Genomic DNA, 14785 nt, shown 5'->3' with positions numbered 1-14785 from the left:
CCTTGGAGCCCTCCTTGAGCATGAACAGATAGCGGAAGGCGCTGACCTCACAATAAGTGATCGACGACGCGATGCCGTCAAAGTCCATGTCCGCCAGTCGCTCCTTGGCCACCGTGTGGCCAGGGCGTCCCTTGGCGGCGTGATTGCCGGTGCCTAGACCCCTCAGCTGGCCGTCATCGACATCCTCGCCGTTCTGCTCGCGCCACAAGTTGTTCGCCCCCGCCGACAGCAGGCCCATCATCGACTCAATGAAGTCGCCCACGGCGCCGTCGTAGTCGTCGTGGTACTTGGTGGCCAGGTTCGCCTTGATCTGCTCGTGAGACAGGTCGACGTGGTCGTCGGCCGAGATCAGGCGGTACTTGCCCTCTGTGAGAGTCATGGTGTTCTCCAACGTCCGAAGTAGAGGCTCCAATCGACGTTATAGTAGTTGCTATAAAAGCACAAGGATGTGTACAGGCGGGCCCCGTGCACCAACTCGCTGCGACGCAGCAGTCGGCCGCGGAGGGTTTGGTGCACAATCGAACTCACCACCTCGACGTCGCATGCCCACCCTGAGCCGCACGGGCAAACCATTGATGAGGCCAACACTTTGTGGTCTGATGGCTACGCGGCAACATAGCGATGACTATGACCGCGCCTTCCGTCGGCTGTTCGGCCAAAATGACCGCGTGGCTCGACCGCGCCTCAACGAGGAGACGACCGTGGACATCACCGACGCCGCGTCGAGTCTGGGACACCTGATCGACGGCCGCATCGTGCGCAACGAGGCGACCTTTCCGATCGACAGCCCATCCTCCGGCGAGGTGATCGCTCAGTGCCCAGAAGCCACGGAGCGCTTGCTCGACGAGGCGATGGCAGCGGCCGAGCGAGCCCAGCCGCAGTGGGGCGCGGCTCGTGAAGCAGTCCGGCAAAAGGTCATTGCCGAAATGAGCGACGCGTTGGTGGCCCACCTCGATGAGATCGTCGCGATCTCGGCAATGGAGAAGGGCTCCACCGGTGCGGCGTTGGAGGCCTACGCCGCACCGGTGTTCATGGCCCACCTCGCGACCACCGCGATTCCCATCGACGTCCTCGAAGACACCCCCGAGCGCACGGTGACCGTCGTGCGCCGACCAGTCGGCGTTGTCGCCGCGATCAGCCCGTGGAACGCGCCGATCCTGATCATGTGCGAGAAGATCGCGACAGCTCTACTGGTCGGCGACACGGTCGTCGCGAAACCGTCGCCCTTCACACCGCTGGCCACTCTGGCACTCGGGCACATCTGGAAGGACGTCGTTCCGCCCGGTGTGCTCAACATCTTGGCCGGCGGCAATGAGCTCGGCGCCCAGCTGGTCGCCCATCGCGCAACCAGGATGATCTCATTCACGGGCTCGGTGACCGCCGGCCAGAAGATCGCCGCGTCTGCGGCGTCCTCCTTGAAGAACCTCGTCCTCGAACTCGGGGGCAACGACGCAGCGATCGTCTTACCCGACGTCGACGTGGAGACCGTCGCCGAGTCCATCTTCAGCGCGGCGTTCCTGATGAGCGGTCAAGTGTGCGCGGCGATCAAACGCCTCTACGTCCACGAGTCGATCTACCAGGACATGGTCGACGCTCTGGTTCGGCGCGCCGATGCCGCCATCCCCGCGCCAGAAGCCGAAGGAGGCACGTTCGCGCCGCTGACGACCCGTCCGCAGTACGACCGGATCCGGATGCTGTTGGACGACGCGCTAGCGCAAGGCGCACACACTGCCACTCGCACGGTGCCGCTGGCGTCCACGGGCTACTTCATCCCTCCGACGATCCTGACCGACGTCGAACACGGCATGAAGGTCGTCGACGAGGAACAGTTCGGACCCGTCCTTCCGGTGATGAGTTTCCACGACGTCAACGATGCGATCCGAGCCGCCAACGCGACCGAATACGGGCTCTGCGGATCCATCTGGACCGCCGACGTCGAAACCGGTGCCGAGTTGGCGGCCCGACTCGAGTGCGGCACGGCATGGGTCAACAACCACGCGGAAGTCGCACCACATGTGCCGTTCGGTGGCACCAAGCTCTCGGGCATCGGCAGAAACTGTGGCACACCCGGCATCGATGCATACGCCGAGCTGCAGACCAGATACGTGTACAAGTCAGCAGATCGAGTCACGGGCTAGGAATCGAATGACTACAGGTAGGGATCTGACCGGTGACGTCGCCGTCGTCACGGGCGGCGGAAGCGCGCGAGGCATCGGCGCAGCGACGGGGCGCGTTCTCGCGCAGCAGGGATGCCGGGTGGTGCTCTCGGACGTCAACGCCGAGACCCTTGAGTCGACCGTGGCCTCGTTGCGCGGCGAAGGCCTCGACGTGACGGGAATCGTTGCCGACGTATCGGACCCTTCTGCGACGCGCACGCTGGCCGATCGGGTCTTCGCCGAGTACGGACACGTCGACATCGCATTTCTCAATGCCGGCATCGGGTATCCCGGAAGCTATTTCGACGACGACATCGATGCCTGGCATCAGGCCTACGGGGTGAACTTCTTCGGTGTACTAAACGGCATCAAGGCCTTCGTACCCAGAATGGTCGCCCAGGGCACCCCGGGCAACGTCTTGGGCACCACGTCGGGTTCGGGGGCCGTCGGCGTGATGTACCAGACGCCAGCGTACTCGTCCAGCAAAGCTGCGGTCCTCACCCTCATGGAGGGGTTATATGCGACGTTGCGCGATCAGAAGTCGGCAGTCCGGGTGCACGCCGTGTTCCCGCCACTGACGAGGACCAATCTCGGCGGCGATCCTGCCTTGATGGACATGGTCCAACGGGGTCTCGAATCCTATGGTGTAGCAGCAGTACTCGCCGAACCGGAAGAAGTCGCGGTTACGGTGCTGGAGGCTCTGCGGAGTGGGAACTTCTGGGCCCATCACGACCACGACGCCGACCAGCGCCTGTCAGCTGGTCGATTCGAGGCGGACATCGATTGGCAGGACGCGATCATCCGCAAACGGGCCGAGGCGATCATCAATCGCACCTCACCTGACCCCTACGTCTGGGGCCTCGCCTAGCACCGTCTCGCCGACGTCGGCCGTGGTGGGTTACGACCGTGGTGCGGTCATCCTTGCCAGGGCTTGGCCTTGACGAACCCGCCGGCGTCGACCCGCAACTGCGTGCCGGTGATGTACCGGGAGTCGTCGCTGGCCAAGAAGACCACGGAATTGGACACGTCCTGCGACTCGATGTACGGAACCGGGATCGCTTGCATCGCGGGGAAGGCGATCTCGGCGTCCTCACGCGTGGGCGAGGCCAGATCCGGGCGGAACACCCCGTACATGCCGTCGTTGTGCAGCATGTCGGTGTTCACGTTGGTCGGATGCACCGCATTGACTCGAATCTTGCGTTCCGCCAATTGAATCGACAGATCGTTGACGTAGTGCGCAACGATCTTCTTGGCGAAGCTGTAGGCGGCACCGCCGGGGCCCTGGTCGCTGGCGCTATCGAGCTGGGCAGCTAGTGACCCGGTCGCAATGATCGACCCGCCATCATTGATGTGCGGAAGGCTGGCCTGGATCACGTTGAAGACACCGACCAGGTCGGTGTCGATGGTGTCCGACCAGGATCGAACCGTCTGACCGTGACCCAACGGGCAGATGCCAGCGTTGGCCACCACGACGTCGAGGCCCCCGAGCTCCGCGACCCCGTCGGCGATCGCCTTCCACACCGCCGCACGTTCGCGCACGTCGACGATCACCGTGTAAGCGTTGACCCCCTCCTTCTCGACAAGTCGAGCAGTCTCGTCGAGGTCCTCGGGTCGCGAGAGCGGGTAGGTGTTGCCCTCGAGGTCCGCGCAGATGTCCAGTGCGATGACGCTCGCGCCCTCCGCTGCGAGATTCACCGCGTGCGAGCGACCTTGGCCGCGCGCCGCACCCGACACCACGGCAACCTTGTTGTGCAGCTTTCCCACTAGCTAAGTCCTCTCTCGGATCTGGCAGCGCCAGAAGATGACACAGACACCTGCGAAACACTCGGCTGAAACCCGGATCTCCGGATAATCGGCAATGACACTGGTGTTCCGCGAAATACGAGGAAGTTTCCAAGCTCGTCGACGGTCGATCAACCGAGCCATACAATATCTTATATATATTTCTGCGGCTAGAGAGTCCGTGCGACCGAGCACGGGTCGTTCGAGCGTGCGCCCCCTTGCAAGATTATAGCAACTACTATAGGTTCCAGTGTCGTGGCTCACATGAGGTTGGCGGACGTGCACGGCTCGCACCCTGGTAGGCGCCGCGAACTCCGTGGAGGCCCGATCTCCCACCAAGGGATTCATGTGCGCGGTAGGCATTTCACTGCCACTGGCCAACATCGGGGCGGCCGGTTTCCCATCCGACAGCGGCACCAGATAGCCGCTCGATCAAACGAACGACCGACAATCCAACGGGTCCACTGATGGCGAATCCGAAGAATATATTGTGTGCGCCGCATCCAGCGCTCGATGGGCAGGACCTCATCCATCGGCCTGTGCACACTCCGTCAGGCCGTCCCTCCCCACACCATCGGACCACCGCTTTGACGATCATGAACCACTACGTAGCGCTAGCAAGGCGCGCGGCAGACGCTCTGCGGGTGAACCCGCTACCCGTCGCCCGTCTAGTCAACTCCAGCGATACCGACCTGCCGTGCCGCCATGCCAAATAGCTTCGCGACGCGCTGGACGGCACGCATTCCGGCGGCAAAGAGCAATGCATCGGGGGCAATGCATGCGATCGGCGGATTCTTCGCGGTGTCAGCCGATGCGGTGAAGTTCTTGTTCCGTCGGCCATTCCAGACACGGGAGTTCCTGGAGCAGGCCTGGTTCGTGGCCCGCGTCGCGCTGACGCCGACCTTGCTCGTCGCCATCCCATTCACGGTCTTGGTCAGCTTCACCCTCAACATCCTGCTGCGCGAGCTCGGGGCGGCCGACCTGAGTGGTGCGGGTGCGGCGTTCGGTGCAGTCACCCAGATCGGTCCCCTGGTGACGGTGCTAATCGTCGCCGGCGCAGGCGCCACCGCGATGTGCGCGGACCTGGGTTCACGCACCATCCGCGAAGAGATCGACGCGATGGAAGTACTGGGCATCAATCCGATTCAGCGACTCGTGACGCCGCGGATGCTGGCATCGGGACTAGTGGCGCTGCTGTTGAACAGCCTGGTCTGCCTCATCGGCATCCTGGGCGGTTACGTCTTCTCCGTGTACGTCCAGGACGTCAACCCTGGGGCGTTCGCCGCGGGCATCACCCTGCTGACCGGAGTTCCCGAGCTGATCATCTCATCGGTGAAGGCAATGTCGTTTGGCCTGATCGCGGGTTTGGTGGCCTGCTATCGCGGACTGAGCATCACCGGTGGCGGAGCCAAGGCCGTCGGCAACGCGGTCAACGAGACGGTCGTCTACGCGTTCATGGCGCTGTTCGTCATAAACGTCGTGGTTACCGCCATCGGCATCCGACTGACAGCGCGATAGGGGCACGACGATGGCATTGCGCACCTACCCGCGGCTTTCGCGAGAGCTAAACAGACCGCTCGGCCAGCTGAAGCGGATCGGCGATCACACCGCGTTCTACGGCAAAGCGATCGCTGGTGTGCCGTACGCCGCGATCCGGTATCGGAACGAGATCGTCCGGCTCATCGCCGAGATCAGCATGGGCTCAGGCACATTGGCGATGATCGGCGGCACCGTCGTGATCGTGGGCTTCCTTACATTGGCCACCGGCGGCACGCTGGCGGTGCAGGGCTACACCTCGCTGGGCAACATCGGCATCGAAGCACTGACCGGATTCCTGGCGGCGTTCATCAACGTGCGCATCTCCGCACCCGTGGTGGCAGGAATCGGGTTGGCCGCCACGTTCGGTGCCGGCGTGACCGCGCAGCTCGGGGCCATGCGGATCAACGAGGAGATAGACGCGCTGGAATCGATGGCAATCCGGCCAATCTCGTACCTGGTCAGCAGCCGCATCATCGCCGGGATGATTGCGATCACCCCGCTGTACTCCATCGCGGTGATCCTGTCGTTCCTCGCCAGCAAGTTCACGACCGTCGTCCTGTTGGGGCAGTCCGGCGGTCTGTACGACCATTACTTCAGCACGTTCCTCAACCCCATCGATCTGCTGTGGTCGTTCCTGCAAGCCATCCTCATGGCGCTGGCGATCCTGCTGATCCACACCTACTTTGGCTACTTCGCCACGGGGGGACCCTCCGGCGTCGGCGTCGCTGTGGGCAATGCGGTGCGGACCTCGCTGATCGTCGTCGTCTCGGTGACCCTGATCATTTCGCTTGCCGTTTACGGCGCTAACGGCAACTTCAACTTGTCGGGCTAGAGAGGGCCCCAAGTCGATTCACCAACGTCGCGTAGGGCGACACTGGTATCGGATCCGCGACCAAGTCATGAGCGGGCCTGCGCATTGGTGCGGCGCTGGGGCGGGAACGCGCCGAACCCGATCTGATCGCAGTGATCGGCGCCGCCACGGTGAGTTCTAGCGCCACATCAACTCAAGGCGTTCTTTTCGATGTCCCGCCCGATGATCTCCTTCATGATCTCCGTGGTTCCACCGTAGATCGTCTGAGCCCGATTATCGACGTAGGCGCGGGCGATGGGATATTCCATCATGTATCCATATCCGCCGTGCAACTGCACGCACCGGTCGACGACGTTCTTGTGCAGTTCGGAGGCCCACCACTTCGCCTTCGCGGCATCCACCGCTGTCAGATCACCCCGATTGTAGGCGAGCACGGCCGCATCGATGTAGGCGTCGGCGACGTCGAGTTCGGTTGCCATCTCTGCAAGTACGAACCTGGAGTTCTGGAAGGACCCCACCGGTTTGCCGAACGCCGTCCTTTCGAAGACGTACTTCGTCGTCCAGTTGAATGCCGCGCGGGCTCCTGACATTGCCTGGATCGCCACCGAAAGTCGTTCCAGCGGTAGGTGCGCCATCAGTTCCTTGAAACCCTCACCGTCCACTCCGAGAAGATTCTCCCGGGGTACGCGGGCGTCTTGGAATACGAGTTCGGCTGTATCTTGGGCTGCCAGTCCCACCTTCTTCAACTTCCGGCCCTTGGTGAACCCTGGGGTTCCCTCCTCGACGACGATCAAGGAGAGCGACTTCGCACCGGGGGCAGTACCGGACCGAACCACCACGATCACGACATCGGCGTGAATACCGTTGGTGATGAAGATCTTGCTGCCGTTGAGCACGAAGTGATCGCCGTCCACGGTTGCGGTAGTCGCGATGCCCTGCAGATTGCTGCCCGTGCCGGGTTCGGTCATGGCGACGGCCCCGATCAAATCGCCGGCCGCCATGCCGGGAAGCCATCTCTGCTTCTGCTCGTCGGTTCCCAGATCCTGGATGTACGGGATCGCGACGTCGTCATGCAAGCTTATCCCTATGCCGAAACACGTCGTCGCGCTCCGTGCGACCTCCTCGCAATTGATGTATCGAAAGCGGTAGTCATCGACGCCCGAGCCGCCATACTCCTCGGGTATGCCGAGCCCCAGCAGTCCCGTTTTGCCGGCCGAGCGCCATACGGCGCGGTCGATGAGAGTGGCCTCTTCCCACTTCTCGTAGTGCGGCTCAACCTCTTTCGCCAGGAACTGACGCACCGTGTCACGGTACGCCTCGTGATCCGCATCGAACAGGGATCTCTTCACACACGAATTCCTTCCATGAGGGGCACATCCGCGCTGCCGGTACCACCGCGCATCCCTACGTGCCCGGGACCTCGCTAGTGAGGCGGCACCTACCGCACCCGCTGGTGGCGCTTGGAGGCGTTTCAGTGGTGCGCCGCAACGTCAAACATCAATTATAGTACACGCTATGTGCGCTGATGGCAGATCCGTTCGAAAGGCCCGTGGTCGCTACGCTGTGCAACGTCTGGCGTGCGCGACGGCGGGTCCGAGCCGTCGAAGTCCGGCCCTCCGTTGCCTCGCGCAAGACTCGATGGAGCGATGATTTGACGACGGCGGGCGCGCTCCTGTGAAGGCACCCCGGCCCACCATCTGCTGAAACGGGACGTCCTTGCACTAAGGTGTCTCAGGTACCACATGACGCGCAGAGGATTCATCGTGGATGTAGATGCGGTTGCCAGCAGGCCCGTCACCAGACGACGAAAGCGAAATTCCGCCGAACCGGCGTCGAACTCCAGCACCGAGGGCACGCCCCAGCGGGTCATCGATGCGGCGATCGCGTGCATCCTCGCCAAGGGGTACTACCGGGCCAGTTCCAATGAGATCGCACGGTGGGCTGGGCTCACCTGGGGTGTGATTCAGTACCATTTCGGCACCCGTGAAGGCCTGATGCTCGCCGCATTTCGAGATCAAGTGAAGAAGCTCATCGATCACTCCGAGAGTTTCGTGTTCACCGGGGAGACGACGCACGAACAGCTTTGGTCGACATACGACTTTCTGTACCAGTTCTTCGGCCAACGGGAATACCTGGCATCGCTGGAGATCAACCTCAACCTGGTCCGAACTCCGTCGACCGAGGAGGCCGTCCGGGCCGAGACCGAGCGGCTCCGTGACGCGCTGGTCCAAGTCGGAATACGCAACCCCGCGCACGTGGTGAGCAACGGTATGGCGGTCGAGGTGTTGCGCAGCGTGATTCTTTCTCACCGACTCCGGGCTGACGCGTCCCTGACCGTCGTCGTCGATGAGGAGAAGGACTTCCTCGAGCGGGTGGAGATGCTCATCGACGCGCTCGCCGGCGGTCTCGAGAAGGCCTGATCTGCGGCTACTGATATCCCGCATCGCTAGTAGGACCGCGGTAGGGACAGGCTGCGCTGCGCCACGTAGTTGAGGATCATTTCCCGGCTGACGGGGGCGATCTTGAGCAGCCGGGCCAGTCCCCACTGCGGCAGCAACCCGTATTCCGCTGACAGGCCGTTGCCGCCGTGAATTTGAATGGTGTGGTCGACTGCGGCGACTGCGGCTTCCGCCGCGGCGTACTTGGCGATGTTGGATGCCTCTGCCGCGGGATGACCGTTGTCGTAGAGCCACGCCGCCTTGGCAGTCATCATCGCGGCCAGGTCGACTTCGATCTTGGCCTTGGCCAAGGGATGCGAAATCGCTTGATGGGTACCGATTGCTGGCCCCCATACCGAGCGGGTACGGGCATAGTCAGCACCCTTGATCACGGCGTGGCGGCCAATGCCCACACACACCGCCGCACCGGTGATGCGCTCGGGGTTGAGTCCGTCGAACACCTGGCGGAAGCCGTCGTGCTCGGTGCCGATCAGGCTGGCGGCGGGCACGCGGACGCCGTCGAAGTGCAGGGTGTATTGCTTCTCCGGGACGGAGATCCCCACCGGAAGCCGGTGCTTGACCAGGCCGGGTGCGTCGGTGGGGACTAGAAACAGCGACAACTTCTCCGGCGCGGTTCGCGTGACGACGATCAGCGCCTCTGCTTCGTCCACTCCCGAGATGTAGTACTTGGTGCCGTCGATCAGGTAGTCACTGCCGTCGCGCACCGCGGTGGTGGTCATCTGACGGGTGTTGGAACCGGCGTCGGGTTCGGTGATCGCGAACACGACCTTGGTCTCGCCGGATGCCATTCGCGGCAGCCAGTCCCGACGCTGATCCGGTGTGCCGTAGCGGGCCAGCAGCTCACCGGAGATGGCGCTCGAAACCAGGAGCAGCAACAGCGGGCAGCCGTGCGCAGCGGATTCTTCGCATACGATCGCCAGCTCGGCCATCCCGGCTCCTCCACCTCCGTACTCCTCGGGGAAGTTGATGCCGATGAAACCGTGGCGCGCCAAGTCCTGCCACAGTTCGTTCGTCGGTTCGTGAGCGGCGGCACGATCGGCGAAATAGGTGGCACCGTACTTGTCGGTGAGGGAACCGATCGCGGCGCGCAGGTCGCGATGCTCGGTCGGTTCAGTGAAGTCCATTGGGCACCAATCTGTCTGGGATGTCGGTGCGCAACGCGCGAAGATACTCTCCGAGTCCCTTGGCCTGGGGGTCGGTCTTCGTGCACGAGGACACCCCCTCGCCCAGAAACCCGACCATGACGAAGTTCAGCGCCTTGAGGTTCGGGAACTCGTAGCGATACACCGGCAACCCGACGGCCTCGGGCATCAATTCCACCAGCCGTTCGACGGTCAGGTGCGAACGAAGCCAGCGCCACCGCTCGGGGGTGTCGGTCCACACGCCGACGTTGGCGTTGCCGCCCTTGTCTCCGGATCGTGCCGCGACCACCGCCCCCAGGCCGCGGCGGGTAGTGGGACCGAGGTCGACGGCTTCGTCGACCGGCACATCCGGTGTGTGGGCTCCCGGTTCGAGCGTCCCAGACACCTCAGAGCCGGGCGCGATGGTTTCGCGGGTACCGTCGGCGTGCACCACGACGTGGGTCACGGCGTCGGCGAGGACGAGAGTTGGCCAGTAGACACCGAACTCGTTCGCCGACGATGGCGGCGAAGCGGTGTGGAAACCGGGATAGCCGGCAACCGCCAGCTCTATCACGGCGTTGGAGAACGCCCGGTCGACCTTCGCCCGCTCGCGGTCCTTGACCGTTATCCGCAGGTGCGCTGTCGCGTCGACCAGCGTTCTCGGATCGGGTTTGTCGTAGCGCAGCAGCTGGATGTCGACGTCGTCGAAGTCGTCCTGGCCCCCGAGCAGCGCGAATAGTTCGTCGACGGCCCAGTCGGCTTTCTCTGTGATGTTCAGGCCTGTGAGCACCATGGTCATCGTGTTGCGGTAGCCGCCAACGTAGTTCATGGACACCTTGAGCGTGGGAGGGGGCGGGGTGCCCTTCGTACCTCTGACTGCGACTCGGTCCGGCCCGTCTTGAACGACGCGCAGCGTGTCGAAGTGCGCGACGACATCGGGGTTCGCATATGCAGGTGCGCCGACCTCGTAGAGCAGTTGAGCGGTGACCGTGCCCGGCGACACCAAGCCGCCGGTGCCGTCGTGTTTGGTGATCACGAAGCTGCCGTCGTGGGCGAGTTCGGCGATCGGCGAGCCCGGGTAGCGGCGGTCGGTGATCTCCGCGAGTTGGGAGTAGTTGCCGCCGGTGGCCTGGGGCCCGCACTCGATGATGTGTCCGGCGGCGACCGCACCCGCGAGCGCGTCGTAGTCGGTGCGTGCCCATCCGTGCCACCACGCGCCGGCACCGACGACCAGCGCCGCGTCGGTGACGCGTCCGGTGATCACCACGTCGGCGCCGCGCGACAGCGCCGAGGCGATACCCCACCCGCCGAGGTAGGCGTTCGCCGACACCGGTTGTACGCCAGCATCGCTGAGCGCCCTACCGGTATCGAGATGGGTGAAGGCAGCTCCGGCCGCGCGCAGATCGTCCAACTGGGGCATCAGATCGTCGCCCTCGACGTGGGCCACTCGCAGGTCCACCCCCGCCGCGTCCGCGATCGCACGGACCTGGGCGGCCATCCCAGCGGGATTCAGCCCACCAGCGTTGACGACGACCTTGATGCCGCGCGCCGCGCAGGCTGCGACCACATCCTTGAACTGAGTGAGAAATGTTCGGGCATAACCTGTCTCGGGATCCTTGCGCTTGGCCTTCCACAGGATCAGCATGGTCAGCTCGGCGAGGTAGTCGCCGGTGACCACGTCGAGATCTCCGCCCTCCACGAGGTCACGCATGGATGCCAGCCGGTCCCCGTAGAACGCCGACGCGTTGCCGATACGTACCGGGCGCCGTGGCTGCACGGTCACGGCGCCGGCGCCTGTGCATCGCCGCCCCGCCCTGGCGCGCCCGCAAAGGCTTGGGCAATGTCCATCCACCGCGTGGCCACCGGACCGTGCGCGACCAACGCCGTATCGGTCCAGCGCCGGCGCTGGGTCACGGTCAGGACGAAGTCCTCGGCAGGTCCGCTGACCTGGTTGACGGCGTCGGCCGGTCCCCACACCCACTGTTCGTCCCCCTGGGGGGACAGCAACTCCACGCGCAAGGGTTCCTCGGGCACGGGGAGCTCGTTGACGCCGAACGCCCAGCCGAACGTGGTGATGCCCAGGTGAGCGACGCTGCGCAGGCCAGGACTGTCGGGATGACCGACACCGAGGGCGTCGTAGACGTCGCGGCCGTGTGCCCAGGTCTCCATCAGTCGCGCGGTCGCCGAGGACGCCACGCTCATGTCGGGGCCGAACCACGGTATTCGCCGCTTCGGATCGTCCCCCTCGAAAATGATCAATAACGCGGCGCGCGCCGTGGTGAACCAGTCGAGTAGCTCAGCGCACCCCATCGATCGCAGCTCTTCGGCCACGACGTCGGGAAAGTGCGGTCCCTTGGCGACCAGATTCTTCGCGGTCTGGTCGAAGGCATCGGGATCGGTGAGGGCCAACGCCGCAACATCGTCGAAGTACGCCAGATGCGAAACCTGGTCGCGTAGCGCCCAGCCGTCCGCGGGTGTGGGTAGGTCCCATTGTGCCTCGCTCAGTCGACGCAGGACTGCGCGTAGATTCACCGACTCGGTATTCAGATCCGACAACAGCTTGGCAATGTCGACTGGCATCAGACTCCTCTCCATTGCGCGGGACGCTTGTCCTTGAAGGCCTGCATGCCTTCCTGGGCGTCAGCGCTCAGATAGACCGGCTCCCATAGGGCTTCGGCCCGTTCGAAGGCCTCGCTGAGCGGATGCTCGGCGGTGAGCACCGCTGTCTGCTTGCCGGCGGCCACCGACAGCGGAGCGTTGCCGGCGATCTGCTCGGCGAGCGCCTGTGTCACGGCGACGAGTTCGGTTGGTTCGGCCAGCCTGTTCACGAACCCGATTTGGTGCGCGCGGGCCGCCGAGAGCGGCGCGCCCGTGAGGACCAGTTCCATGGCGATGCGCCGCGGGATCATCAGGGGAAGCGGTGCGGCCCAAGGTGACCCGCGGCCGACTTTGACCTCGGTGATCGCGAATTGCGCCGTAGTGCTGGCAACGCACAGATCGCAGGTTTGGGCGAGTAGGAACCCACCGGCGAAGGCCACGCCGTTCACTGCGGCGATGGTCGGTTTGTCGACGGTGATATTGCGGCCGAACTGAGGGACGAAGTCGACCGGCGGGACGGTGAGCCCCTCGGCGGACATCTCCTTGAGGTCCCCGCCCGCGCAGAACGCCTTGTCACCCGCGCCGGTCAGGACGAGCACCTTGGCCTCGTCGTCACCGTTGAAGGCGCGCACACCGTCGAACAGGTCGTCGCGCACTGCCCTGTTGAGGCTGTTGCGTGCCTCGGGCCGGTTGATGGTCAGCCAGGCGACCCCGTTGCGGACCTCGTAGGTCACGGTCACTGTTCGTCACCCGCGACGACGGCGAGCACTTGGCCCGCGTCGACCTGGTCCCCCGCGGCGACCAAGATCGTCGCGACCACGCCGTCGGCGGGCGCACGCACCGTGTGCTCCATCTTCATTGCTTCCAGGACGACGATCGGCGTGCCCGCGGACACCTCAGTACCCTCGTTCACCTCGATGCGCACCACGGATCCCGGCATGGGCGCCAACAGCGACCCGGCTTCCCGGGTGGCGCTCGGGTCGGGGAAGCGCTCTACCTCGGTCAGCGTCGACGACCCAAGAGAGCTGTCCACGTAATGCGTTGCACCGCAGCGCGTCACCTGATAGCGGCGTCGGACGTCGTCGATCTCGGCGTCCACCAGTGTGACCGATGCGCTGAGCACTCGGACCTCGGGGCACCACTCGTCGACGGCTGCGGTCAGCCTTCCGCGGTCGAACCGGTAGTTGACCTCGACGGCGTCCCCACCGACGGTGAACGTCACCGTTTGGTCCTGGCTGGGCAGGGTGCGCCAGCCCGACGGCAGCTTCGGCAGCACCGTGGCCTCCGCGCGCCGACACGCTTGGGCGGCCACCGCGGCAACCAGCGCGTGGGTGCGGGTCAGGCCGACACCATCGGCACCGGCCATCAACTCCGCTGGCAGATGGCGCTCCAGGTATCCGGTATCGATGGCACCCGAACGGAACTCGGGCTCACGAAGAATGCCGACGAGCAGATCGCGGTTGGTGGCGACGCCGTGCACCACGGTCTCTCGCAAGGTGCGGGCAACCCGACTGCACGCCTCGTCGCGAGTTGCTCCGTAGCCGATGACTTTTGCCAACATCGGATCGTAGAACGTGCTGATTCGCGAACCCGACGTGAATCCGGCGTCCACTCGGACGTTGTCGAACTCGGGAAACGCCAACGTGATCAACGTGCCCGCAACCGGGATGAAGCCGGCTGCAACGTCTTCGGCGTACAAGCGCACTTCGATCGCATGGCCCTTCGGCGAACTGTCCAGCATCTCCGGTGGTAGTGGTTCACCGGCGGCGACCAGAAGCTGGGCCCGAACCAGATCGATACCCGTGACGAGTTCCGTCACCGGATGCTCGACTTGTAGTCGGGTGTTGACCTCCAGGAAATAGAACGAGCCGTCCTGGGCCATCACGAATTCAACGGTGCCTGCACCCTCGTAGCCCAGCGCCTCTCCGGCAGCGACGGCTGCTCGGCCCAGCTCTTCGCGCAGCGCTGCATTGACTGCGGTCGACGGCGCCTCCTCGATGATCTTCTGATAGCGACGCTGGATGGAGCATTCACGCTCGCCCAGGTGCACCACGGTGCCGAACCGGTCGCCGAAGATCTGCACTTCGATGTGCCGGGGTGCTTCGACGAACTTCTCCAAGAACACGGTGCCGTCCCCGAATGCGGAGGTGGCCTCACGCCCCGCGCTGGCGATTGCCTCGAGCAGTTCGCCCTCGCTACGCACGATCCGCATGCCCCGCCCGCCGCCGCCGAAGGCAGCCTTGACCAGGACAGGGAACCCAATCGATGCCGCTGCGGCACGCAGCTGCGCCGGGTCCTCGTCCTCGCCGGGCTCGACCG

General features: G+C 64.4%; 13 protein-coding genes. 5 read left to right on the top strand and 8 right to left on the bottom strand.

Annotated elements, in window-relative coordinates:
- Positions 1 to 379, bottom strand: a 379-nt coding sequence (locus QOD90_RS02030) for a hypothetical protein (RefSeq protein ID WP_526346165.1), incomplete at its 3' end; no start/stop codon positions are given.
- A gap of 289 nt (positions 380 to 668) precedes the next feature.
- Here QOD90_RS02030 and QOD90_RS02025 point away from each other — a divergent pair.
- Both QOD90_RS02025 and QOD90_RS02020 read left to right on the top strand, forming a co-directional pair.
- Positions 669 to 2138 carry an aldehyde dehydrogenase family protein gene (locus QOD90_RS02025; protein ID WP_526346163.1) on the top strand — a complete coding sequence of 490 codons (1470 nt, stop codon included), beginning with the start codon at positions 669 to 671 and terminating at the stop codon, positions 2136 to 2138.
- A gap of 7 nt (positions 2139 to 2145) precedes the next feature.
- On the top strand, positions 2146 to 3024 hold the full coding sequence (locus QOD90_RS02020; protein WP_526346161.1) for an SDR family NAD(P)-dependent oxidoreductase: 879 nt from the start codon (positions 2146 to 2148) through the stop codon (positions 3022 to 3024).
- A 47-nt stretch (positions 3025 to 3071) separates the two neighbouring features.
- On the opposite strand, the gene QOD90_RS02015 is transcribed toward QOD90_RS02020, so the two are convergent.
- Positions 3072 to 3920, bottom strand: coding sequence for a mycofactocin-coupled SDR family oxidoreductase (locus QOD90_RS02015; RefSeq protein WP_526346159.1), 849 nt, complete (start codon positions 3918 to 3920; stop codon positions 3072 to 3074).
- Positions 3921 to 4643: 723 nt separating this feature from the next.
- On the opposite strand from QOD90_RS02015, the gene QOD90_RS02010 reads away from it, so the two are divergent.
- Complete coding sequence (locus QOD90_RS02010) at positions 4644 to 5456, top strand: MlaE family ABC transporter permease (protein WP_526346158.1); 813 nt, start codon at positions 4644 to 4646, stop codon at positions 5454 to 5456.
- A 10-nt stretch (positions 5457 to 5466) separates the two neighbouring features.
- Complete coding sequence (locus QOD90_RS02005; protein WP_526346156.1) at positions 5467 to 6309, top strand: MlaE family ABC transporter permease; 843 nt, start codon at positions 5467 to 5469, stop codon at positions 6307 to 6309.
- A gap of 167 nt (positions 6310 to 6476) precedes the next feature.
- Here QOD90_RS02005 and QOD90_RS02000 read toward each other — a convergent pair whose 3' ends face one another.
- Positions 6477 to 7637 carry an acyl-CoA dehydrogenase family protein gene (locus QOD90_RS02000; protein ID WP_526346154.1) on the bottom strand — a complete coding sequence of 387 codons (1161 nt, stop codon included), beginning with the start codon at positions 7635 to 7637 and terminating at the stop codon, positions 6477 to 6479.
- Positions 7638 to 8051: 414 nt separating this feature from the next.
- On the opposite strand from QOD90_RS02000, the gene QOD90_RS01995 reads away from it, so the two are divergent.
- Complete coding sequence (locus QOD90_RS01995; protein WP_526346152.1) at positions 8052 to 8708, top strand: TetR/AcrR family transcriptional regulator; 657 nt, start codon at positions 8052 to 8054, stop codon at positions 8706 to 8708.
- 26 nt (positions 8709 to 8734) lie between these two features.
- Here QOD90_RS01995 and QOD90_RS01990 read toward each other — a convergent pair whose 3' ends face one another.
- From QOD90_RS01990 to QOD90_RS01970, 5 genes are all read right to left on the bottom strand, one after another.
- Positions 8735 to 9871 carry an acyl-CoA dehydrogenase family protein gene (locus tag QOD90_RS01990; protein ID WP_526346150.1) on the bottom strand — a complete coding sequence of 379 codons (1137 nt, stop codon included), beginning with the start codon at positions 9869 to 9871 and terminating at the stop codon, positions 8735 to 8737.
- The gene (locus QOD90_RS01985) at positions 9858 to 11579 is read right to left on the bottom strand and encodes an acyclic terpene utilization AtuA family protein (protein ID WP_526346167.1); all 1722 of its coding nucleotides are present in this window, start codon (positions 11577 to 11579) and stop codon (positions 9858 to 9860) included. The genes QOD90_RS01990 and QOD90_RS01985 overlap by 14 nt, the downstream gene beginning before the upstream one ends.
- A gap of 68 nt (positions 11580 to 11647) precedes the next feature.
- Positions 11648 to 12448, bottom strand: a complete 801-nt coding sequence (locus QOD90_RS01980; protein ID WP_526346148.1) for a TIGR03084 family metal-binding protein — start codon at positions 12446 to 12448, stop codon at positions 11648 to 11650.
- Entirely contained in the window at positions 12448 to 13206 is a 759-nt protein-coding gene (locus QOD90_RS01975) for an enoyl-CoA hydratase/isomerase family protein (protein WP_526346146.1), read from the bottom strand. The genes QOD90_RS01980 and QOD90_RS01975 overlap by 1 nt, the downstream gene beginning before the upstream one ends.
- Positions 13203 to 14785, bottom strand: a 1583-nt coding sequence (locus QOD90_RS01970) for an ATP-binding protein (protein ID WP_526346144.1), incomplete at its 5' end; no start/stop codon positions are given. The genes QOD90_RS01975 and QOD90_RS01970, both read right to left, overlap by 4 nt.

It is taken from the genome of Mycobacterium sp., from assembly GCF_032161845.1.
Classification (GTDB): domain Bacteria; phylum Actinomycetota; class Actinomycetes; order Mycobacteriales; family Mycobacteriaceae; genus Mycobacterium.
Note: the sequence above shows the minus strand (reverse complement) of the source record. Positions and strands in the feature narration are given on the sequence as shown.